Source organism: Pseudomonas sp. NBRC 111143 (genome assembly GCF_001320965.1).
GTDB lineage: Bacteria > Pseudomonadota > Gammaproteobacteria > Pseudomonadales > Pseudomonadaceae > Aquipseudomonas > Aquipseudomonas machongensis.
In genome coordinates, this window is sequence record NZ_BCBT01000023.1 from 65,742 (window position 1) to 88,490 (window position 22,749).

Here is a 22,749-nt window from a genome sequence, read left to right on the forward strand (position 1 = left end):
CGATCGCGGGGCAAGCCCGCTCCCACAAAGTGAGAGCGGGGTTGTCATGCGATGGGCCGCAACGCGGCCCAAATTGCACCAATATTGCCACAACTCAGGGAATTTAGGCTTCCACCAAACTCCACTGCTTGCTCAATCGCTTATCGGAAACCGCCACTTTCGTCCCCAACTGCTGCGCGAACAGCGACACCCGGTATTCCTCCAGCAACCAGCGATACAGGGTCAGTTCGGCGTCACGCTTGCCCTCCTGGGCATGCTTGTCGGCGCGGGTCTTGTACTGCGTCCACAGGTTGCCCAGCTCGCCGCTCCAGACCCGGTCCTTCTGTACCTGCGAGCCCAGCTTCTCCAGGCGCAGCTCGATGGCCTTCAGATAGCGCGGCAGTTCCTTGAACCACTGCGCCGGCGTCTCGCGCACGAAGCCTGGGTACACCAGATTGCCCAGTTGCTGCTTGATATCGTTCAGTGCCACCGCCTGGCTCAGGTCGATCTTGCCCTTGAAGCGCTTCTGCAGGCCATGCCACAGCTTGAGCACTTCCAGGGTCTGGCGCGCCAGCCGCTCGGCATGCTCGGCCCAGTCGCCACGCTTGCGTTCGGCGAGCGAGGCCAGCGCGGCGCCGTCGCGCGGCAGTGGCGTCTCGCCTTCGAGCACACAGCTGTCGAGGCTGGCCAGCAGGATATCCTCGACCAGCGACTCGACCCGGCCCAGCTCGCGGTACAGCAGCCCCAGCTCGGTCAGCCCCGGCAGCTTGCCGCGCAGGAACTTGGCAGGCTCGGCCAGCTGTTGCAGCAACAGGCGCTGCAACGCGCGCCGGTGCTGGAATTCGGCTTCGGCCTGGGTCGAGAAACGCCCCTCGCGCACCGCGCCGTTGTCTTCCACCAGTGCCGGATACACCGTCAGCGAAAGGCCGGCGATCTTCTGCTGGGCAGTCTGCGCCACCTGGGCGAAGGCCTTGGCCTGCACCGGCTGTTCGGTTTTCTCGCTACGTGGCAACGCCAGCGCGGCCTGGCTGGCAGCGGCGAAGCGCGCGGTCAGCTCGGCCAGGTCGCGGCCTTCGCCGAGGAACTTGCCCTGGCCGTCGACCACCTCGATGTTCATGCGCAGGTGACCTTCGACCTGCCCCGCCGATTCGGCCCACGCCTCGTCCGAGACGCGCGCCCCGGTCATGCGCAGCAGTTCCTGGCCCAGGGCCTGCGGCAAGGCGCCCTGGCCGAAGCTCATGCGCGACAACGCCGCCTTGACGAAGTCCGGCACCGGCACGAAGTTCTTGCGCAGGGCCTTGGGCAGATTGCGCACCAGGGCCACGCATTTGGCCTCCAGCAGCCCCGGCACCAGCCACTCCAGGCGTTCGCCCGGCAGGTTCGGCAACAAGGGCGCTGGCACCCGGACGGTGACACCGTCGCGCGGGTGATTGGGCTCGAAGTGATAGCTCAGCGACAGGCGCAGGTCGCCCACCTGCAGGTGGTCCGGGTACTGCGCGGCGGTGACTTCGCTGGCCTCACGGGCGAGCACGTCCTCTTCGCGCATGATCAGCAGGTTGGCGTCCTTCTGGCTGTTCATCCGATACCAGCTGTCGAAGGTCGCGGTCTGGTGGATCTCTTCCGGCAGGCGCGCCTCGTAGAAGGCGTACAGCGTCTCTTCGTCGGCCAGGATGTCACGACGGCGGGCCTTGGCTTCCAGCTCATCGAGCTGCTCGAGCAGGCGCTTGTTGGCCGACAGGCACTTGGCCCTGGACTGGATCTCGCCACCGACCAGCCCCTCGCGGATGAACAGCTCGCGCGAGGTCACCGGATCGATCGGACCGAAGTGCACCGGGCGCCGACCGACCAGGATCAACCCATACAGCGTGATCTGTTCATAGGCGACCACCTGCCCGCGCTTCTTCTCCCAGTGCGGCTCGAAATGGTTCTTCTTGATCAGGTGCCCGGCCAGCGGCTCGATCCAGTCCGGCTCGATCTTGGCGACCATGCGCGCATACAGCTTGGTGGTTTCCACCAGCTCGGCCGCCATCACCCACTGCGGGCGCTTGCGGCCGATGCCGGACGAAGGGTGCACCCAGAAGCGCCGCTGGCGCGCGCCCTGGTAATCACCCTCTTCGGTCTTGTGGCCGATCTGGCTGAGCAGACCGCTGAGGATCGCCTTGTGCATGCGCTGGTAATCGGAGGCATCCTTGTTCACCGCCAGCTGCAGGTCACGGCAGATCAGCGACAGCTGGCGATGCGCATCACGCCACTCGCGCAGGCGCAGGTAGCTGAGGAAGTTCTTGCGGCACCAGTTGCGCAGCGGATTGGCGGTCAGCGCCTGGCGCTGCTCCTCGAAGCCGCGCCACAGGTTGACCAGCGCGGCGAAGTCCGAATCGACATCTTTCCACTGCGCGTGCGCCTGGTCAGCGGCCTGCTGGCGCTCCGGCGGACGCTCGCGCGGGTCTTGTACCGACAGCGCACTGGCGACGATCAGCACTTCCTGCAGGCTGCCCTGGCGGGCACCTTCGAGCAACATGCGGCCCAACCGCGGGTCGATCGGCAGGCGCGCCAACTGGCGGCCCAGCGGCGTGAGCTGGTTCTCGCGGTTGACCGCCGAGAGCTCCTGCAACAGGTTGAAGCCGTCGCTGATGGCCTTGCCATCCGGCGGCTCGATGAACGGAAACGCGTCGATCTCGCCCAGGCGCAGGTGCAGCATCTGCAGGATCACCGCCGCCAGGTTGGTGCGCAGGATCTCGGGGTCGGTGAAGGCCGGGCGGCCGTTGAAATCGTCCTCGCTGTAGAGGCGGATGCAGATACCCGGCTCGACCCGCCCGCAACGGCCTTTACGCTGGTTGGCGCTGGCCTGCGACACCGCCTCGATGGGCAGGCGCTGGACCTTGGCGCGGTAGCTGTAGCGGCTGATGCGCGCGGTACCGCTGTCGATCACGTAGCGGATGCCCGGCACGGTCAGCGAGGTTTCGGCAACGTTGGTCGCCAGCACCACGCGTCGGCCACTGTGGGACTGGAAGATTTTCTGCTGCTCGGCCGGGGTCAGGCGCGCGTACAACGGCAGGATCTCGGTGTGGCGCAGCTGCGCCTTGCGCAGGATCTCGGCGGCATCGCGAATCTCGCGTTCGCCGGGCAGGAACACCAGCACATCGCCCGGGCCCTTGCCCTGGCTGCGTTCGTGCTGGGCGATTTCATCCAGCGTGGCGAGGATCGCCTGGTCGACTGTGAGGTCGTCCTCGACCTGGTTGCCCTCCTCGTCCTGCTCGCTGGTCAGCGGGCGGTACCAGGTGTCCACCGGGTAGGTACGGCCGGACACTTCGATGATCGGCGCGCCATCGAAGTGCTTGGAGAAGCGCTCCAGATCGATGGTCGCCGAGGTGATGATCAGCTTGAGGTCGGGGCGCCGGTGCAGCAGGGTCTTGAGATAGCCGAGCAGGAAATCGATGTTCAGGCTGCGCTCGTGAGCTTCGTCGACGATGATCGTGTCGTAGCGTTCGAGGAAGCGGTCGTGCTGGGTTTCGGCCAGCAGGATACCGTCGGTCATCAGCTTGACCAGGGTGTTGGAGTCGCTCTGGTCCTCGAAGCGCACCTGGTAACCGACCAGCGCCCCAAGGGGAGTGCCGAGCTCTTCGGCAACCCGCGTCGCCACGCTGCGCGCGGCGATCCGGCGCGGCTGGGTATGGGCGATCAGGCCATGACTGCCGCGGCCCAGCTCCAGGCAGATCTTCGGCAACTGGGTGGTCTTGCCGGAACCGGTTTCGCCAGCGATCACCAGCACCTGGTGCTCGGCCAGGGCTTTCTTGATCTCGTCGCGCTTGGCGGCGATGGGCAGGCTGTCGTCGTAGCGGATGCTCGGCACGCTCTGCTGGCGCGCGGTGACCTGGGCGCAGGACGCCTGGACCTTCTCCACCCACTGCGCCAGCTTGCCCTCGTCGGGGCGCTTGCGCAGCTCGTGCAGTTGCCGCCGCAGGCGATGGCGGTCGGCGATCATGGCGTGGTCGAGGTTTTGCAGCAGTTTGTCGATGGCGTGGTCAGTCATGGGGCTTTCTGATGATGCAGGTGAGCCTGCTTTTGCATGATCGGCATTCTTGAGAATGCGCGATTGTCGCAGATTTGCCGGTTCTCTGCTGCCTGTACCGGCCTCTTCGCGGGCGAGCCCGCTCCTACAAGGACTGAGCTGGCTATCAGATTTTGAACAAGACAGTTACCCCCTACGCGAGCGTGCACCCCGGCAATTTCCGATCAGCCCCGATCCCGTTCGAAATACCGCGAACGCTTGAACAGCAGTCGTGTGCCAGCCACTGTGAAAAAGACGGTCCAGACCAAACCGTCGAGCAACAGGTTTTCGTGCTCACCCAGTTTCGCGCAACTCGTAATCGCTGCTGCCATGAAAACCAGATACATGAACACTCGGAGCCTGCTAGACCGGAATAGCCAGTTGACGCCTACCGCGAGAATGCAGATGAAGCCAATTGCAAAGACGTCAGCCATGACTACCCCGGATTAAATGATCAGCATCAGGCTGCTGGACTGTGGCCCCCTATCCATTACAGTCTGAACATCTCGTAGGACTACTCCGAAACCCAATCACCAAGCGGCGCAAATGTTTAGCCAGTTCTGGAGTGAACGTCGCCATTCACTGCTTTAATCAACCTTATCCACCATGTGAGTATCCAGGGCATGATTCCCGACCCGATCACCGCGCCCCCGCTGTCACGCCCTTCGCTGCCGAAGGTCAGGGCCCGCGCCGGTGAAAATCCGTTGGTCCACATCATCCTCGCCTTCTGGGCCCTGTGGCACTGCCGCCATGCTCGCCCGCCGGATACCTCGCTCGCTGTCCATTGACGCCTACCGCAGCCCTGCGGCTGCCTGAATCCGTCCGACGCACCGCGCCAACCCGCGGTGGTCTTGTGCGCCCCTGAACGACAGGGGCGCGAGCGAGCCCCCATGCACTTTGCCAACCCCGAGCAAGCCCGCCGTTTCCTGGCCGAAAACCCCGACATCGACCTGATCGAACTGTTCATCCTCGACGCCAACGGCGTGCCGCGCGGCAAGCTGCTGCACCGTGACGAGCTGATGGCGGTGTATGAAAGCGGCCGGCCGCTGCCCAGCACCATCCTTGGCCTGACCCTCAATGGCGACGATGTGGAAAACTCGGGCCTGGTCTGGGATGTCGGTGACATCGACTGCCGCGCCTACCCCCTGGACGGCAGCCTGGTACGCCTGCCCTGGCGCCGGGTGCCGACCGCCGCAGTGCAGGTCAGCATGCACCCCAGCGAAGGCCTGCCCGCCAGCATTGCCGACCCGCGCCATGTCCTGCTGCGCACCATCGAGGCCCTGAAGGCCGACGGTTATCACCCGGTGATGGCCTGCGAGCTGGAGTTCTACCTGCTCGACCAGCAGCGCGATGCCCAGGGCCGCCCGCAACCGGCGCTCGACAGCGACGGCGGCCGACCACGCAGCACACAGGTTTATGGCCTGCGTGAGCTGGAACAGATCGAGCCCTTCCTGGCTGACCTGTATGCCGCCTGCAAGGCCCAGGGCATTCCGGCACGCACGGCGATTTCCGAGTATGCCCCCGGCCAGGTGGAGATCACCCTGGAGCACGGCGATGCGCTGGCAGCGATGGACCAGGCCGTGCGCTACAAGCGCCTGGTCAAGGGCGTGGCCCATGCCCACGGCATGCAGGCCTGCTTCATGGCCAAGCCCTTCGCCCAGATCGCCGGCACCGGCATGCACATGCACCTGAGCCTGGCTGACAGCGAAGGCCGCAACCTGTTCGCCAGCGAAGACCCGGCCGGTACGCCGCTGCTGCGCCAGGCCGTGGCGGGCATGCTGCGCCACCTGCGCGATTCGCTGCTGCTGTTCTGCCCCAACGCCAACTCGTTCCGCCGCTTCCAGGCCAACAGTTATGCGCCGCTGGCACCGACCTGGGGTGTCGACAACCGCACCGTGAGCCTGCGCGTACCCGGCGGCCCGGCCCCCAGCCGACACATCGAGCACCGTATCTGCGGCGCCGATGCCAACCCTTATCTGGCTGCCGCGGCCATTCTCGCCGCCACGCACCAAGGCATTCGCGAACAACTGGACCCTGGCGCTCCGGTCGAGGGCAACGGCTATGCCCAGGCCACCGAGCACCTGCCCACCGACTGGCTCACCGCCCTCGATGCACTGGAGCACTCGGTTTGGGCTCGCGAAGCGCTGGGCGATGCGTTCCTCGGGGTATACCTGAAGGTCAAACGCGCCGAATACCGCCAGTTCATGGCCGAAGTCAGCGAACAGGACTGGCGCTGGTACCTGCACCAGGCCTGAGCCCTACCCTATTCAGAACAAGGAACACCCCATGAACGCAGCACTGAACAACGGCCCGGCCCAGCGCGCACCGTCCTACTACAGCGCCACCCTCAACGATCGGACCGAGTACCCGACGCTCAACGGCACCGAGCAGGTTGATGTGGCGATCATCGGTGGCGGCTTCACCGGCGTCGCCACCGCCGTGGAGCTGGCCGAGCGCGGGCTGAAGGTCGCCATCGTCGAGACCAACCGCATCGGCTGGGGCGCCAGCGGGCGCAATGGTGGCCAGGTGACTGGCAGCCTGTCCGGCGACGAGGCCATGCGCACGCAGATGCGTGACCGGCTCGGCAGCGAGGTAGACGATTTCATCTGGCACCTGCGCTGGCGCGGGCACCAGATCATCGAACAGCGCGTGGCGCGCTACGGCATCCAGTGCGACCTCAAGCGCGGCCACCTGCATGCCGCAATGAAGCCGTCGCACCTGGAGGAACTGCGCGCCTTCGAAGCCGAGGCCCAGCGCCGTGGTATGGGCGACCAGGTGCAACTGCTCGACCGCCAGGGCATCTCGCGCCACCTGCAGAGCCCGCTGTACCTCGGGGCACTGAAGAATACGCGCAACTTGCACCTGCATCCGCTCAACCTGTGCCTGGGCGAGGCGCGGGCTGCGCACAGCCTCGGCGCGCTGATCTTCGAAAATTCGGAAGTGCTGGATATCGTCCACGGTCCGAGTCCGGCAGTGGTTACCGCCAATGGTCGAATCGAGGCGCGCCAGATCTTGTTGGCGGGCGATGTGTACCACAAGCTCGAGCAGCGCCAGCTCAAGGGCAAGATCTTCCCGGCCATGGGTGGCATCGTCACCACCGCGCCGCTGGGCGAGCTGGCCGAGCAGATCAACCCCGAGGACCTGGCGGTGTACGACTGTCGCTTCGTGCTCGACTACTACCGCCTGACCGCCGACAAGCGCCTGCTGTTCGGTGGCGGCGCCAACTATTCGGGGCGTGATTCGCGAGACATCGAAGCCGAGCTGCGCCCTTGCATCGAGCGCACCTTCCCGGCGCTCAAGGGCGTGCCGATCGAATTCAAGTGGAGTTGCGCCATGGGTATCGTGGTCAACCGCATCCCACAGCTGGGCAAGCTGTCGGACAACGTCTGGTACTGCCAGGGTTACTCCGGGCATGGCATTGCGACCAGCCACATCATGGGCGAGATCATGGCCGAGGCGTTGACCGGGACGCTGGAGAAGTTCGACACCTTCGCCGCATGCAAGCACATCAAGGTGCCGATGGGGGATGTGCTGGGCAACCCGCTGCTGTCGGTGGGTATGTGGTACTACCAGATGCTGGAAAGGTTGCGCTGAAACCCAAACCGGCCCGCTCTTGCGGGAGCGGGCCGGTGTGAATCAGGCGATCTTCTTCAGCCCCAGCTTCTTCATCTCTTCGTCGCGCAGCTCACGACGCAGGATCTTGCCGACGTTGGTCGTCGGCAGGGCATCGCGGAATTCGATGAACCGCGGCACCTTGTAGCCGGTGACGTTGGCACGCATGTGCTCCATCACCTGTTCCTTGGTCAGCGTGACACCCGGCTTGGCGACGATGAACACCTTGATCACCTCGCCCGACTTCTCGTCCGGCACGCCGATCGCGGCACATTGCAGCACGCCCGGCAGGGCGACCAGCACGTCTTCCAGTTCGTTGGGGTACACGTTGAAGCCCGAGACCAGGATCATGTCCTTCTTGCGGTCGACGATGCGCATGTAGCCGTCGGGCTGAATCACCGCGATGTCGCCGGTCTTCAGCCAGCCTTCGCTGTCGAGGATCTCGGCAGTGGCGTCTTCGCGCTGCCAGTAGCCCTTCATCACCTGCGGGCCCTTGATGCACAGCTCGCCGACTTCGCCCAGCGGCAGTTCCTGGCCGCTGTCGTCGATGACCTTGCACAGGGTGGACGGCACCGGGATACCGATGGTGCCGATCTGGTTGGCTTCGGACGGGTTGACCGCCGCCACCGGGCTGGTCTCGGTCATGCCGTAGCCTTCGCAGATGGCGCAGCCGGTGACCGCCTTCCAGCGCTCGGCCACGCTCAGTTGCAGGGCCATGCCACCGGAAAGCGTCACCTTCAGCGCCGAGAAGTCCAGGCTGCGGAAGGTTTCGTTGTTGCACAGGGCGACGAACAGGGTGTTCAGCCCGACAAAACCGCTGAACTTCCACTTGCCCAGTTCCTTGACCATCGCCGGCAGGTCGCGCGGGTTGCTGATCAGCACGTTGTGGTTGCCGATCAGCATCATGGCCATGCAATGGAAGGTGAACGCATAGATGTGGTACAGCGGCAGCGGCGTGATGATGATCTCGGAGCCTTCCTGCAGGTTCGAGCCCATCAAGGCGCGGCACTGCAGCATGTTGGAGACCAGGTTGCGGTGGGTCAGCATCGCGCCCTTGGCCACACCCGTCGTGCCGCCGGTGTATTGCAGCACAGCCACGTCATTGGCTTGCGGGCTGGCCTCGATGACCGGCTGGCCGCGGCCCTTGGCCAGTGCGTCGTTGAAGCGCACCGCCTGGGGCAGGCTGTAGGCCGGCACCATCTTCTTCACATATTTGATGACGCTGTTGATCAGCACGCGCTTGAGCGGTGGCAGCAGGTCGGCCACCTCGGTGACGATGACATGCTTGACCTGGGTCTTGGGCAGGACCTTCTCGACCAGATGCGCCATGTTGGCCAGGCACACCACGGCCTTGGCACCAGAATCGGTGAACTGATGCTCGAGTTCACGCGCGGTGTACAGCGGGTTGGTGTTGACCACGACCAGGCCGGCGCGCATGGCACCGAACACAGCGACGGGATATTGCAGTACATTGGGCAGTTGAACGGCGATGCGATCGCCGGGCTTGAGGTCGGTGTGCTGTTGCAGCCAGGCCGCGAAAGCGCCGGACAGGGTATACAGCTCGCCGTAGGTGAGGGTCTTGCCGAGGTTGCTGAACGCCGGTTTGTCGGCGAAGCGCTGGCAGGATTGCTTCAGTACGGCCTGGATGTTGGGGAATTCGTCAGGATTGATTTCCGCCGTAATTCCGGCTGGGTATTTATCCTTCCAAAAATGTTCGATCATGGAAGCCCACTCCTTTAGCAACAGCGAATTCTTCACGCGTCGATGCGTTTATTATTGATATGAGATGAAGGGATTCATTGCAAACCGCATCATCTGAAAGCGCGCCGAGAGTAACAGCTTTGCCTGGGGTCGCCTAGAGGGCTTCGCTAGCCCCGACAGTCACCAAAGTGACTCAATGAACTCTACAAGTCATTTCTAGAGTATTTAATCAAAATGTCGCATTGCGGTGCGTGCTGCAGCCGACTCGGTCCCTGTAGGAGCGGGCTTGTCCCGCGATCGGGCGCGAAGCGGCCGCAAGCCAGGCAGTCGAAATCGTCCTGATAAATCTCGGTGCCAGGTTCTACGGCCGCTTCGCGCCCGATCGCGGGACAAGCCCGCTCCCACAGGGAATTGGGCTGGACTTTAAATTTTAAGCAAGATAGTGGCTCCCGCAGGTACGGTGGATTTCAGGCGATGTCGCGCAACTCCCGACGCAGGATCTTGCCTACCGGCGTCATGGGCAGTGAATCGCGCAGCACGATGTGCTTGGGCACCTTGTAACCGGTGAAGTTGGCTTTGCAGAAGGTCTTGAGCTCCTCGACGCTGACACCGCCCGCCCGAGGAACCACGAACAGTTTTACCGCTTCGCCGGAGCGTTCGTCGGGCACGCCGATCACCGCGCAACTGGCCACCTGCGGGTGGCCCATGACCACGTCCTCGATCTCGTTGGGATACACGTTGAAGCCCGAGACGATGATCATGTCCTTCTTGCGGTCGACGATGCGGGTGAAGCCGTCCGGGTCGATCACCGCGATGTCACCGGTCTTGAACCAGCCGTCGGCATCCAGCGCCTGGGCTGTTGCCTCCGGCTGTTGCCAATAGCCCTTCATGACCTGCGGCCCCTTGATGCACAACTCGCCGCGTTCGCCCAGCGGCATCTCGTTGCCGTCGTCGTCGATGACCTTGAACGCGGTGCCGACCACCGGGATGCCCACCGTACCCAGCCGCGCCAGTTGCCCGTAGGGATTGGTGCTCGCCACCGGTGAGGTTTCGGTCAGGCCGTAACCCTCGACGATGCGACAGCCGGTCAGGCTTTCCCAACGCTCGGCGGTGGCCTTGACCAACGCGGTGCCGCCCGAGTTGGTGACCTTCAGCGCCGAGAAATCCAGCGACTTGAAGCCCGGGTTGTCCATCAGCGCGACGAACAGGGTGTTCAAGCCCAGCAATGCCGAAAAGCGCCACTTGCCCAGCTCCTTGATGAAGCCCGGAATGTCGCGCGGGTTGGTGACCAGTACGTTGTGATTGCCCGTGACCATCATGCACATGCAATTCGCAGTGAAGGCATAGATGTGATAGAGCGGCAGCGGCGCGATCATCACCTCCTGCCCTTCCTTGATCAGCGGCTGGCCGTCGGGCCCGTGCTGGGCGAAGCAGGCCAGCACCTGCAGCATGTTGGCGACCAGGTTGCCGTGGGTGAGCATCGCGCCCTTGGCCAGCCCCGTGGTGCCGCCGGTGTATTGCAATACGGCGACATCCTCGAGCGTCTGCACCACCGGCTTGTACGTGAGTTCACGGCCCTCGCGCAGTACCTGCTTGAACGACACGGCCTGGGGCAGGCGGTAGGCCGGCACCATCTTCTTCAGCTTGTCGACCACCGTGTTGACCAGCCAGCCCTTGGCGGCCGGCAGCAGGTCGCCCATCTTCGCCTCGATCAGGTATTCGATGCCGGTGTCGGGCAGCACCGTCTGCACGCGCTGGCCGAACATGTTCAGGTACACCAGCGCACGGGCGCCGGAATCCTTGAACTGGTGGCGCATCTCGCGCTCGGTGTACAGCGGGTTGGTGTTGACCACGATCAGCCCGGCGCGCATCGCGCCGAAGACGGCGATGGGGTATTGCAGGACATTGGGCATCTGCACGGCGATGCGATCACCGGGCTTGAGGTTGGTGTGCTGTTGCAACCAGGCCGCAAAGGCCGCCGAATGGCGCTCCAGCTCGGCGTAACTGAGGGTGACGCCGAGGTTGCTGAACGCCGGGCGGTCGGCGAAGCGCTTGCAGGAACGCTCGAACACTTCGACGACGGATTTGTAAGCAGTGATGTCTATGGTGGAAGGCACGCCCGCCGGGCGCTTGTCATTCCAGAAGTCGGCTTGCATTTATTGTTGTTCCTCAGCCTGAACCGTCCATGACCTGATTGCCCAACGGCAAAAAGGCGTTGAGCCGACGTTAGCAGGTAAGCCGGAGGTGGCAAATACGCCAAGGGCTGCCATTAACATTGTGAATCTTATTTGTGCCCCTGCTGCAATCCTGGTCATTGTGCATACACTGAGCTCAATCCCGTGCACAAAGGATTTTCCATGGCCCACGACGCCTTCTGGCTGCCCGCCAGCGAGCACTGCAGTCTGTACGTCCATCAGTGGCTGCCGCAGACGCCGGTCAAGGCCGTGGTGCTGCTGGCCCATGGCATGGCCGAGCACGCCGGGCGCTACCGGCGCCTGGGCCATGCACTGAACGATGCCGGCTTTGCCCTGTTCGCCCCTGATCTGCGTGGCCACGGCCGCACCGCAGAGCTAGGTAGCCTCGGCCTGTTCGCCCACCACCACGGCTGGAACACGGTGGTCAACGACCTGGGCCTGCTCAGCCAGCACATCGGCCAGCAGTTCCCCGGCACGCCGCTGTTCCTGTTCGGCCACAGCATGGGCAGCTACATCGCTCAGGCGTACCTGCTGCACCACAGTGGCAGCCTGCATGGGGCGGTGCTCAGCGGCTCGAACTTCCAGCCGGCTGCGCTCTATCGCGCAGCACGCCTGATCGCCCGCCTGGAGGCTTGGCGCCAGGGGGTGGAGGGCAAGAGCGCGCTGATCGACTGGCTGTCGTTCGGCTCGTTCAACAAGGCCTTCAAACCCAACCGCACGGCGTTCGACTGGCTCAGCCGCGACCCGGCCGAGGTCGACGCCTACGTCGATGACCCGCTGTGCGGCTTTCGTTGCAGCAACCAGCTGTGGCTCGACCTGCTGCAAGGCCTTGCACAGATCAGCCAGCCGCGCCATCTGGCGCAGATCGATCCGAACCTGCCGATGCTGGTGATCGGCGGCGAATGTGATCCGGTCAGCGCCGGCAAGCGTCTCACCCACCTGGCCAACGCCCTGCGCGCGACCGGCAATCGCCATGTACAATTGCGCGTCTACCCGCAGGCACGCCACGAAGTGCTCAACGAAACCAATCGCGACGAGGTCACCCACGACATCATTGCCTGGCTGGAGCAGGCACTGGCCCTTGGCCGCCCTGCCCGCAGCGAATGATGTGCACCACCTCGTCCCTCCAAGGAAGCCCTGATGACCCAGGTCACCAACACGCCCTACGAAGCCCTCGAAGTCGGCCAGAAAGCCAGCTATGAAAAATCGGTGGAAGAACGCGACATCCAGCTGTTCGCCGCCATGTCCGGTGACCACAACCCCGTGCACCTGGACGCCGAGTTCGCGGCCAAGAGCATGTTCCGCGAGCGCATCGCCCACGGCATGTTCAGCGGCGCACTGATCAGCGCTGCGGTTGCCTGCACCCTGCCAGGGCCAGGCACCATCTACCTGGGGCAGAAGATGAGCTTCCAGAAGCCGGTGAAGATTGGCGACACCCTGACCGTACGCCTGGAAATCCTCGAGAAGCTGCCCAAGTTCAAGGTGCGCATCGCCACCAATGTGTACAACCAGAACGACGAACTGGTAGTCGAGGGCGAGGCCGAGATCCTGGCACCCCGCAAGCAGCAGACGGTGGAGCTGGTATCGCCGCCGAACTTTGTCGCCGGCTGACCGAGCAGTATCCTGTCGCGGATCTACCTGCGACAGGGCTCCAACGCCCTCAGGCAGCGCTCGATATGCCGCCGCTCAGGTTCCTGGCGGGCCAGCGCCAGCGCCCTGACCCACGCCTCCCGGGCCTGCTGCACATGCCCCAATTGCCCGTGCAACTGAGCCTGTGCCGCGTGGGCCAGATGGTAGTCGAGCAACTCGCCCCGCCCCAGAATCGCCTCCACCTCTGCCAGGCCCGCCGCCGCGCCGTCACGGCTGGCCAGCGCCACTGCACGGTTGAGTTCGATCACAGGTGACGGCCAGTGCCGCAGCAACACGTCATACAGGCCGACGATCTCTGCCCAGTCGGTCTCCTGGGCGCTGGCGGCCTCGGCATGCACCGCAGCGATCGCCGCCTGCACGCTGTAGGGCCCGATATCACGGCTGCCCAGCGCATGACGCACCAGGGCGCACCCCTCCTCGATCTGTGCCTTGTCCCACAGGCTACGGTCCTGCTGGTCGAGCAGCACCAGCTCGCCTTCGCCATCGGTGCGCGCTCGCAGCCGCGAGGCCTGCAACAGCATCAACGCCAGCAGGCCGAACACCTCCGGGTCTGGCAGCAATTGCGCCAGCAGCCGCCCCAGGCGAATCGCCTCGTCGCACAGGTCGCGCTGCACCAGGTCTTCCCCTGCCGATGCCGAATAGCCTTCGTTGAACACCAGGTAAATCACCCGCAACACACTTTCCAGGCGCTCGGCCAGTTCGCCCATGGCGGGCACCTGGTAGGGAATTCGTGCATCGCGGATCTTGGCCTTGGCCCGCACGATGCGCTGGGCGATGGTCGAGGGCGATTGCAGGAACGCGCGGGCGATCTGCTCGGTGGTCAGGTCACACACCTCACGCAGGGTCAAAGGGACCTGGGCATCGGCGGACAACGCCGGGTGGCAACAGGTGAAGATCAAGCGCAAACGGTCGTCAGCGAGCAGTTCCTCCTCGCTCGGATCCTGCGCCGGGTCTTCGAGTTGCATGATCAGCTGTGCCTGCGAGCGGTCGAAACGGGCGCGGCGGCGCAAGGCATCGATGGCCTTGAAACGCCCGGCCGAGACCAGCCAGGCCCGCGGGTTGGCCGGCATGCCGTCGCGCTGCCAGCGTTCGACGGCAATGAAGAAGGCATCATGCAGGGCCTCCTCGGCGAGGTCGAAATCACCCAACAGGCGGATCAGGGTCGCCAGGATGCGCCGCGAGTCGCGGCGGTAGATAACCTCGACCTGGGCATGCAGCTCATCACCCGTCATCGTGTTGCGGTCCGCGGCATCATCTTGGCTGACCTCCCGTCATCAGGGTTGCAGTTCGCGCACCGGCCTCACTTCGACACTGCCGACCCGCGCCGCCGGAATATCTTTGGCGATGTTCAGTGCCTCGTTGAGGTCGCGGGCATCGACCAAGTAAAAGCCGGCCAGTTGTTCCTTGGTTTCGGCGAAGGGCCCGTCGGTCAGGCTCATCTTGCCAGCGCGCATGCGCACGGTGGTGGCCGTCTGCACCGGTTTGAGCGCCTCGGCCGCAAGCATCCGCCCTGAGCCGTGCAGGGACTCGGCGTAAGCCATGCACTCGGCGTCTTCGGGGCTGTCGGGCAGGCTGTGCAGCAGCCCCTCGTCACAATAGACCAGGCACAGGTATTTCATGATCGTCTCCAGCTGACGTACGGTTCAGGGCTTGAGGTCGAAGCGAGCCTTCTGGGTTTCCATGTCGAACGGTGCCGACCAGTGCTCATGGATCACCTGCCAGCGCCCTGCACTACGACGATAGCCCACCGTGACGCGCATGAAGCCGCACTGGCTTTCATCGTCGGCCGGGCCGCAGCGGTTGAGCCAATGCGCCAGGGCCAGGTCGCCATCGGCCTGAACGTCCAGCTCGGCCACCTCGAAGACCATCGGACCGGTGCAAAAGCCCATGCACATTTCCCAGTGCGCCTGGTAGGCGGCCTTGCCCTTGAATTGCAGGGCCTGGATGGCGTCGAAGGCAACGATGTCATCGGCGTAGGGCGCGACGATGGCCGGCAGGTCGCGCTCGCGCACAGCCTGGATCCAGCCGTCGATGAGTTGACGGATTTCGGTTTCGGCGGGGGTATTCATGGGCAAGCCTCCAGCAGGTCATCAGTGGGTGGCGCCGAGTGTTTGCGGCGCCTTCACTGATGGTCGACTGGGGATGGGAGGAATCGACAACGCTGGAAAACTTTTTGCGGTTTTCCGTTATCGGCCTGTGTCGACGGGCCTTCGCTGTCTTTACCCAGCCAGCACCTGCGCATAACGCGCCCGGTCCACGTTGGCCCCGCTCAACACCACCGCAACCCTCCTGCCCTGCTGACGTTCGCGCTCCTGCAACAGTGCGGCCAGCGCCGCGGCACCCGCGCCTTCGACGGTGTTGTGGGTGGTTTCGTGGTAGAGGCGCATGGCCTGGGCGATTTCGTCATCGCTCACCCGCACGATGCGCGTGGCATGCTCACGCACCAGGGCGAAGGCGTCCGGGTGCGGCACGCGGCAGGCCATGCCGTCGGCAAAGGTGTCGGCGGTGGCCGTGGTGACGATACGCCCCAGCTCGAAGCTCTGTGCATAGGCATCCGCAGCGCTGGACACCACGCCAACGATCTCGGTCCGCAGCCCCAGCAGGTTGCGCGCCTGGATCAGCCCGCAGATGCCCGAACCCATGCCGATCGGCACATACACGGTGTCGAGGTCCGACACGGCCTCGAACAGCTCCAGCGCATAGGTCGCCACGCCGCGCACCAGCTCAGGGTGGAACGAGGGCACCATCCGGTAGCCGCGCTGCTCGGCCAGCTGGGCGGCGTATTCACGGGCCACGTCGAAATCGACACCGTACTCGATCAGCTCGGCGCCCAACGCACGCATGGCGGCGTTCTTCTCCCGCGAATTGCCTTCAGGCACCACGATCACCAGCGGCAAGCCTGCCTGACGCGCCGCCAGGGCCATGCTCTGGCCGTGATTGCCGCGGGTGGCGGTGACCAGCCCCGGAGGCACATCACCGCTGGCCAGCAGCGAACGCACATAGACCAGCCCGCCACGCACCTTGAATGCTCCGGTCGGCGCATGGTTCTCATGCTTGACCCACAGTTGGCAGCCGGCCCGCTCGGCGAGCAACGGCCAGACGTGCTGTGGCGTCGCAGGCACATGCTGGTGAACGAAATCGGCGGCTTCGCGCAGGGCTGTGAGGTCGAACATGGCGATCATCCTTCATCGAGGGCAGTTGCGACGATCCTGAGCGCCGGGCATTGTATGGGTCAAACCTTATATTGCATGGGTAGCAATTTCGTGTGGACCCCGGAACTGATCGACGACACCCAACCCCGCTACCTGGCACTGGTCGATGCCATCGCCGCCGCCATCGAGCGCGGTGAACTCAAGGTAGGGGAACGTCTGCCGCCACAACGGCGCCTGGCCTGGAAGCTGGGTCTCAACCCGAGCACCACCCAGCAGGCTTATCGCGAAGCTGCCGCGCGACATCTGGTGGCCGGCGAAGTCGGGCGAGGTACCTACGTATTGGCGGGTAGCAAGGAAGCAACGCTGTTTCGCCTCAAGCAGCACGACCGGCATTCGTCGCTGATCGACCTGTCGACCAACGTACCCGTGGCCGATCCGCACCCGCACGACCTGCAGCACAGCCTCCAGGCATTGCTGCAGGCGGACGACCTCAACCTGCTCGATCACTACCTCGATCACGACCAGTTGCTGCTCGCTCGCCTGCATGGCGCACGCTGGCTGGCCCAGCGCGGGCTGACGCTGGGCGCTGACGACCTGCTATTGTGCGGCGGCGCCCAGCAAGGGCTGGCCTGTGTGCTGCAGTCGCTGTGCCAGCCTGGCGAGGCGGTCATGGTCGAAGCCCTGACCGCACCAGGGATCAAGGCAGCGTGTCGCCAGTTACGCCTGCCAGTGCATGGCGTGGCCCTGGATCACCAAGGGCTGCGCCCGGATGAGCTCGACCGGGTGACGCGGGCCACCGGCGCCAGGGTGCTGGTGACCACACCCACCCTGCACAACCCCACCGGGGCGTGCATGGGCGACAGCCGTCGCCAGGCCGTCGCCGAGGTGGTGAAGCGCCACGGCCTGCGGGTGATCGAGGACGATGTTTATGGCGCGCTGAGCGAGCGGGCGCCCTTGTACCCCTTGCTCGACGGCCAGGGGATACTCGTCAGCAGCTTGTCCAAGACGGTCGCCGCGGGGCTGCGCCTGGGCTGGATCGCCGCACCGGCATCGGTGCTGGAACACATCGACCCGCATGCCCGGGCCACGCACTGGCCGGTATCACCGCTGAACCTGCGCATCGCCTGCCAATGGATCGCCAATGGCACAGCCGCGCGGCGACTGGCTTGGCAACGGGAGGAAATCGGGGAGCGCTGGCGCCTGGCGCGGCGGGTATTCGGTGAAGCGATGCGTGCTCAGGATGAACCCTCGCCGCATGTCTGGGTGAACACCCCAGGGCCTGCTGAAGCCCTGGTAGGGGCGTGCCGGGCACGCGGGGTCGAAGTGGTGCCGGCCAGTGTCTTCGCGGTGGGGGGCGATGAAGTGAGGGCAGTGCGGATCAGCCTGTCGGCCGCCACCAGCCGCGCGCAGCTCAAGCAAGGGCTGGACGTCGTGCGCGCGGTACTTGGCGAGCTGGCAGGCAGATAGCACTCACCCCTGCTGGCAACCCTCGCCCATGGCTCGGTACTGAATGGTGTGCACCTGACCCTGATGATCTTCATAGGTCATGGTTGCCGGCACCACCTCGCAGACATCGGGGATGGTCGACAGATTGATCACCCGCTTGATATCCAGGTTCATCGAGTAATCGTACTGCACCGGGGGCTGGGTCTGGGTGGTCTTGGCCTCGTCCGCGAGGGCGAGCGAAGACATCCCGACCAATGCAAGAATGAGTAAAGTTTTCATGAGTCTGTGGCCTTGAAAGCAATCACGTTGATCGATTGACTTCTTATGCCGTCACTGGCGCGGAGAAGTTGTCATCGTCGGCGATGACACGAAGCACCGATCCCGCATCGTCGTACTGCAGAAGGGATGAGTGAAATTCTACGCCCGCCACCGAATACTTGAACCCTGCAGTCGGATATTCACCCTTGCCAGATTTGCAACAATCTGCGACAAAAGCCCCCCATGACCCTGCCCGAATTCCTCCCGCTCTGCCGCTCGCAGCGCCGCCTGCTCGACCACTTCTACCGCCAGCACGGCTCGCGCATGCGCGCCAGTGCAGAGGGCCAACTGTGGGTTGCGCGCGCGCAGGCGATGGTGGGTGCACTGAACCTGACGCCCGTCGCCGACGGCCACTGGCTGACCGGCCTGTTCGTGGCGCCGCAGTGGCGTGGCCAGGGTGTTGCCGCAGGGCTGGTCAGCGCAGCGCTGGCCAACAGCACAGGCCCGACCTGGCTGTTCTGCCACCCCGAACTGCAAAGCTTCTATGCGCGGCAGGCTTTCACAACGGCGAGCGCCCTGCCCGCCGAACTGGCCTCGCGGCTGGCCCGCTACCAGCGCAGCAAAGCGCTGGTAGCGATGGTGTGCGCTCAGTCGTCGGCAACGTCGAGCCCGGGGAACAGCACATCGGTGTAGCCGAAGCGGGCAAAATCCTGGATCCGCGATGGGTAGAGCCGCCCGATGAGGTGGTCGCATTCGTGCTGCACCACCCGCGCATGGAAGCCATCGGCGAAGCGGTTGATCGGGGCCCCCTGAGGGTCAAGGCCCTCATAGCGGATGTGCTTGTAGCGGGGCACGACACCGCGCAAGCCCGGCACCGACAGGCACCCTTCCCAACCCTCCTCGAGCTCGGTGGACATCGGCGTGATCAGCGGGTTGAGCAGGATTGTCTGCGGCACGGGCTCGGCGTCCGGATAGCGCTCGCTGCGCTCGAACCCGAAGATCACCAGTTGCAGGTCGATGCCGATCTGCGGCGCGGCCAGGCCGACACCACCGACGTGGCGCATGGTCTCGAACATGTCGTCGATCAGTTGCTGCAGCTCAGGGCTGCCGATCATGTGCTCGGGCACAGGCGGTGCGACGCGCAGCAGGCGCTCATCGCCCATCTTGAGGATGTCACGGATCATCAGGGATTCGGCTCACGGGTCTGGGGTTCGGCATGCGCGGGATGCTCATGGCCGAGCACAGTGATGGTCTCCTTCGGCTGCTCGCCGTCGAATTCCTTCTCGCCGGGGTTCTTGCCTTCAGCCGACATGTGCTCGATCACCGCGTTCATCTCGGCGCCCAGCAATAGCACGGCGGCGGAGATATAGAAATACAGCAACAGCACGATGATCGCCCCGATGCTGCCGTACATGGCGTTGTAGTCGGCGAAGGTCTTGACGTAGTAGGCAAAGCCCAGCGAAGCGACGATCCACACCACCACCGCCAGTACCGAGCCTGGGGTGATGAAGCGGAATTTCTGCTTCACGTCGGGCATCACGTAGTAGATCAGCGCCACCGCCACCATCATCAGGATGATGATCGCCGGCCAGCGCAGCACGGTCCAGATGGTGACGATCACCTCCTGCAGGCCGACTTGGGCCGCGATCCACTCCATCACCTGCGGCCCCAGCACCATGAGTGCGGCGGCGGCCAGCAGCATGCCGGCAATGCCGATGGTGTAGAAGATCGACAGCGGGATGCGCTTCCACACCGGACGGCCCTCGGGCACATCGTAGGCGGCGTTCATGGCGCTCATCATCAGGCGCACGCCGGCCGAGGCCGTCCACAGGGCGATGACGATACCCACCGAGAGCAATCCGCCCTTCGATTGCTGCAACTGGTCGATCACCGGGTTGACTTGCTCGAGCGCCTGGGGCGGCAGCACCAGCTCCGATTGCAGGCGCAACCAGGAGAAGAAGTCGGGCAGGTGCAGGAAACCGATCAGGGCAATCAGGAACAGAATGAAAGGGAACAGCGAGAACAGCATCTGGTAGGCCAGTGCCGAGGCATAGGTGGACATCTCGTCATCGAGGAATTCCTTGACGGTGCGCACCAGCACGCGGTGCAGAGGCAGGCCCTGCAGGGCGGGAAAAATCATAGCGTCTCCTTTCGCCGCTTGATCGTCGTGGTTGCAACTGTGCAGACAAGTCTAATAGACCACGCGCACCGCGTACTGCTCACTGGCGAAATCAGGAAAACGGCTACGGCGGACGTTGGGGCAAAACGGTAAGGCCTCATGGGCGCAAAACGGCGCGCCCACAAGGCCCTGTGCATCAACCGCGGTTCAAGGCTTTTTCACCGCATCCTTGACCTTGCCCACCGCCTGCTGCGCTTCGCCCTTGAGTTCCTGGGCCTTGCCCTCGGCACGCAGCTTGTCGTTGTCGGTCACTTTACCGACGCCTTGCTTGATGTTGCCAACTGCTTCGTTGGCCAGGCCCTTGGCTTTGTCTTTGGTGCCGCTCATGGCGAATCTCCTGCAAAAAAGAGACACGTGAACCGTGTCGACAAAAAGTGGACCGGTTCGCTTGCGCAAGAGTTTCAACAATTTCTCGGGCACCAAGCCGAACGGCAAACAGCGGGCGAATACCGCACCGAATTGTCCCAGCGCCGCTGCGCACTCGGAAGGCGCAGCTCTAGAATCCGGCCATTCATAAAAACAACAGTTCGTGGAAACCTTGCACATGCGATTGATGCCCCTACTCGCGGCCATGCTGCCGTTACTTCCCCTGCCCGCCCTCGCCGCCACCCCGGCCGCCGTGCAAACCTTGCGGGTCGAGCGCTACACCGATGACGACCAACCCGGCACCCTGCGCTGGGCCCTGGAAACCAGCAACCGCAACCCCGGCCACTACCGCATCGACATCGCCGCGGTCGGCGAGCCGCCCTACGTGATCCGCCCGAGCCGGCCACTGCCGGAAATCAAGGGCCCGCTACGCATCACCGGCCTGGCCTGGGCACGTGACGGCCAGTACATCGCCATCGACGGCGCCGGCTATATCAAGGACCAGGGGGTACGCACCTGCCCTGGCGCCCTGCCCGGCCAGTTCGGCACCAATGTACGCACTACCACCAACCCCGGTCTGGTGCTGCGCGACACCCAGGGGGTGCACTTGAGCGGCCTGGAGGTGCGCAACTTCTGCATCGGCATCCTGGTCAACCGCGCCAGTGGCAACGTCATCGAAGACAACCGCATCGTCGCCAACAAGGGCGGGGCCGGGATCATGCTCACGGGCGATGACGGCGCGGGCAACCCGACGGCCACCACCACGCTCAACAACAAGGTGCTGCGCAACCAGTTGATCGACAACGGCGACGGCCTGGAGCTGACCCGCGGCGCCGCCTTCAACCTGGTGGCCGACAACCTGTTCCGCTCCACCGACGCCAACCCCGAGCCCTCCCAGGGCATCGAGATCCTGCTGGGCAACGACAACAGCGTGGTGCGCAACCGCTTCGAGAACTACTCCGACGGCCTGCAGATCAACTGGGGCAAGCGCAACTACCTGGGCGCCAATACCTTCACCGGCAACTCCATCGGCATCAGCGTGACCGGCGAGGGCAACATCCTCGACGGCAACCTGATCCACGGCAACCGCATCGGCGTGGCCCTGCGTCCGGAGCCGGAAGTCACCGCCACACGCGTCACTGCCAATCGCATCTGGGGCAATGGCCTGGACATCCGGCGCTGCGAGGCGGGGGGCTCGTGCGTAGCAGACCAGCGCACCGGCGCGATCATCTTCGGTGTGCCAGCCCAGGCCCACGCGCTGTACGTCGGCTCGCGTGGTGTCGGCGCGGAACTGGCGAAGAAGGACCAGGCGATCATCTGCGATGGCAGCGGCCAACCCCAGCCGTGCCAGCCGCTGCCCAATCACAATCAACAGGCGCCGCGTCTGACCGGGCTTGCCAGGCATGTGCTGCAAGGTGAAGTGCAAGGGCCGGCATCCAGCCTGTTGCGCATCGAGGTGTTCGGCAATGCGGCAGCGGATGGGCGGGAAGCGGAGCAGTATCTGGGCGAGGTGATGGTGGGCAGCGATGCCCAGGGCAAGGCACGGTTCGAGAAGACGCTGGATGCCATTGCGGGGCTGAACAGCTTCACCGCGACGGTGACCACCGCCGATGGCGCGACCTCGGAGTTGAGCCAGCCGTTGCGGCGCTGAAGCTCAAGGCCTCTTTGCGGGCAAACCCGTGAGGAGGCCGGCGCAACCCACCCCGCAACCCTTGCCGCGCCCGGCGCCACCCCGCACAATGTCAGGCCTTTCTGGCGTCAACCCGCAGGAACCTGCATGAAACTCGACAAACCCACCGCCATCGCCCGGCGCAACCAAGCGCTGAACCGGCCGGTGCTCGACCGCGACAACACCCTGTTCGCCATCCTCGACAAGAAACGCAACCTGTGGTGGTTCGAGGTACCGGTGGCATTGCTGCGCAAAGGCCAGCCCGACTGGGTCAACCTGCTGCTGCACACCCCGGAAACCGACGAACTGCAGCACTTGAAAGTGCCGGTCAACTTCCTGCGCGCGCATCAGGAACAGATGGAAGTCCGCCACCCCGGCAAGCGTCGCTCGACCATCAGCCTGGCGCTGAGCGCCGACCGCGACTCGCTGCTGCGTGACACACGCCCAGGCGGTGAGCAACTGGATTTCAGCACCTTCGTGCAGGCCTGATCAGG

The 22,749-nt window shown here is 64.5% G+C and carries 20 protein-coding genes; 8 read left to right on the forward strand and 12 right to left on the reverse strand.

Going from position 1 to position 22,749, the window contains the following annotated elements; genetic code table 11:
• Positions 1 to 103: 103 nt before the first annotated feature.
• Positions 104 to 4,009, reverse strand: coding sequence for an ATP-dependent RNA helicase HrpA (gene hrpA / locus APH44_RS14530; protein ID WP_054893304.1), 3,906 nt, complete (start codon positions 4,007 to 4,009; stop codon positions 104 to 106).
• A gap of 203 nt (positions 4,010 to 4,212) precedes the next feature.
• Positions 4,213 to 4,461: a hypothetical protein gene (locus APH44_RS14535; RefSeq protein ID WP_054893305.1), complete on the reverse strand. Its 249-nt coding sequence runs from the start codon at positions 4,459 to 4,461 to the stop codon at positions 4,213 to 4,215.
• Positions 4,462 to 4,917: 456 nt separating this feature from the next.
• Here APH44_RS14535 and APH44_RS14540 point away from each other — a divergent pair, with 456 nt between their 5' ends.
• Both APH44_RS14540 and APH44_RS14545 read left to right on the forward strand, forming a co-directional pair.
• Positions 4,918 to 6,282, forward strand: a complete 1,365-nt coding sequence (locus tag APH44_RS14540) for a glutamine synthetase family protein (RefSeq protein ID WP_054893306.1) — start codon at positions 4,918 to 4,920, stop codon at positions 6,280 to 6,282.
• A gap of 31 nt (positions 6,283 to 6,313) precedes the next feature.
• Positions 6,314 to 7,621 carry an FAD-binding oxidoreductase gene (locus APH44_RS14545; protein ID WP_054893307.1) on the forward strand — a complete coding sequence of 436 codons (1,308 nt, stop codon included), beginning with the start codon at positions 6,314 to 6,316 and terminating at the stop codon, positions 7,619 to 7,621.
• A gap of 42 nt (positions 7,622 to 7,663) precedes the next feature.
• Here the strand turns inward: APH44_RS14545 and fadD1 are convergent, their stop codons facing one another.
• A complete protein-coding gene (gene fadD1 / locus APH44_RS14550) occupies positions 7,664 to 9,361 on the reverse strand; it encodes a long-chain-fatty-acid--CoA ligase FadD1 (protein WP_054893308.1) in 1,698 nt (565 codons plus the stop codon).
• A 446-nt stretch (positions 9,362 to 9,807) separates the two neighbouring features.
• A complete protein-coding gene (gene fadD2, locus APH44_RS14555) occupies positions 9,808 to 11,496 on the reverse strand; it encodes a long-chain-fatty-acid--CoA ligase FadD2 (RefSeq protein ID WP_054893309.1) in 1,689 nt (562 codons plus the stop codon).
• 201 nt (positions 11,497 to 11,697) lie between these two features.
• Between fadD2 and APH44_RS14560 the strand changes: the two genes are divergently transcribed.
• Positions 11,698 to 12,642, forward strand: coding sequence for an alpha/beta hydrolase (locus APH44_RS14560; RefSeq protein ID WP_054893310.1), 945 nt, complete (start codon positions 11,698 to 11,700; stop codon positions 12,640 to 12,642).
• A 33-nt stretch (positions 12,643 to 12,675) separates the two neighbouring features.
• Positions 12,676 to 13,146: a MaoC family dehydratase gene (locus tag APH44_RS14565; protein WP_054893311.1), complete on the forward strand. Its 471-nt coding sequence runs from the start codon at positions 12,676 to 12,678 to the stop codon at positions 13,144 to 13,146.
• Between the two features lie 23 nt (positions 13,147 to 13,169).
• Here APH44_RS14565 and APH44_RS14570 read toward each other — a convergent pair whose 3' ends face one another.
• The 4 genes from APH44_RS14570 to APH44_RS14585 all read right to left on the reverse strand — a co-directional run bounded on the left by APH44_RS14570 (position 13,170) and on the right by APH44_RS14585 (position 16,358).
• Positions 13,170 to 14,417: an RNA polymerase sigma factor gene (locus tag APH44_RS14570; protein ID WP_054893312.1), complete on the reverse strand. Its 1,248-nt coding sequence runs from the start codon at positions 14,415 to 14,417 to the stop codon at positions 13,170 to 13,172.
• A 42-nt stretch (positions 14,418 to 14,459) separates the two neighbouring features.
• Complete coding sequence (locus tag APH44_RS14575; RefSeq protein WP_054893313.1) at positions 14,460 to 14,804, reverse strand: YciI family protein; 345 nt, start codon at positions 14,802 to 14,804, stop codon at positions 14,460 to 14,462.
• Between the two features lie 24 nt (positions 14,805 to 14,828).
• Positions 14,829 to 15,254: a nuclear transport factor 2 family protein gene (locus APH44_RS14580; protein ID WP_054893314.1), complete on the reverse strand. Its 426-nt coding sequence runs from the start codon at positions 15,252 to 15,254 to the stop codon at positions 14,829 to 14,831.
• Between the two features lie 150 nt (positions 15,255 to 15,404).
• Entirely contained in the window at positions 15,405 to 16,358 is a 954-nt protein-coding gene (locus tag APH44_RS14585; RefSeq protein ID WP_054893323.1) for a threonine dehydratase, read from the reverse strand.
• Positions 16,359 to 16,433: 75 nt separating this feature from the next.
• On the opposite strand from APH44_RS14585, the gene APH44_RS14590 reads away from it, so the two are divergent.
• Complete coding sequence (locus APH44_RS14590; protein ID WP_156343754.1) at positions 16,434 to 17,804, forward strand: PLP-dependent aminotransferase family protein; 1,371 nt, start codon at positions 16,434 to 16,436, stop codon at positions 17,802 to 17,804.
• A 3-nt stretch (positions 17,805 to 17,807) separates the two neighbouring features.
• On the opposite strand, the gene APH44_RS14595 is transcribed toward APH44_RS14590, so the two are convergent.
• The gene (locus tag APH44_RS14595; RefSeq protein WP_054893315.1) at positions 17,808 to 18,062 is read right to left on the reverse strand and encodes a DUF2790 domain-containing protein; all 255 of its coding nucleotides are present in this window, start codon (positions 18,060 to 18,062) and stop codon (positions 17,808 to 17,810) included.
• 222 nt (positions 18,063 to 18,284) lie between these two features.
• Between APH44_RS14595 and APH44_RS14600 the strand changes: the two genes are divergently transcribed.
• On the forward strand, positions 18,285 to 18,734 hold the full coding sequence (locus APH44_RS14600; protein WP_054893316.1) for a GNAT family N-acetyltransferase: 450 nt from the start codon (positions 18,285 to 18,287) through the stop codon (positions 18,732 to 18,734).
• Here the strand turns inward: APH44_RS14600 and def are convergent.
• The 3 genes from def to APH44_RS14615 all read right to left on the reverse strand — a co-directional run bounded on the left by def (position 18,689) and on the right by APH44_RS14615 (position 20,547).
• Positions 18,689 to 19,225: a peptide deformylase gene (gene def / locus APH44_RS14605; RefSeq protein ID WP_054893317.1), complete on the reverse strand. Its 537-nt coding sequence runs from the start codon at positions 19,223 to 19,225 to the stop codon at positions 18,689 to 18,691. The two genes, APH44_RS14600 and def, sit on opposite strands and share 46 nt — an antisense overlap.
• A complete protein-coding gene (locus APH44_RS14610; RefSeq protein WP_054893318.1) occupies positions 19,225 to 20,181 on the reverse strand; it encodes a YihY/virulence factor BrkB family protein in 957 nt (318 codons plus the stop codon). Before APH44_RS14610 ends, def begins: the two co-directional genes overlap by 1 nt.
• Positions 20,182 to 20,367: 186 nt before the next feature.
• A complete protein-coding gene (locus tag APH44_RS14615) occupies positions 20,368 to 20,547 on the reverse strand; it encodes a CsbD family protein (RefSeq protein WP_023629533.1) in 180 nt (59 codons plus the stop codon).
• Positions 20,548 to 20,764: 217 nt separating this feature from the next.
• On the opposite strand from APH44_RS14615, the gene APH44_RS14620 reads away from it, so the two are divergent.
• On the forward strand, positions 20,765 to 22,237 hold the full coding sequence (locus tag APH44_RS14620) for a nitrous oxide reductase family maturation protein NosD (RefSeq protein WP_054893319.1): 1,473 nt from the start codon (positions 20,765 to 20,767) through the stop codon (positions 22,235 to 22,237).
• A 126-nt stretch (positions 22,238 to 22,363) separates the two neighbouring features.
• The gene (locus tag APH44_RS14625; protein WP_054893320.1) at positions 22,364 to 22,744 is read left to right on the forward strand and encodes a hypothetical protein; all 381 of its coding nucleotides are present in this window, start codon (positions 22,364 to 22,366) and stop codon (positions 22,742 to 22,744) included.
• Positions 22,745 to 22,749 lie beyond the last annotated feature (5 nt).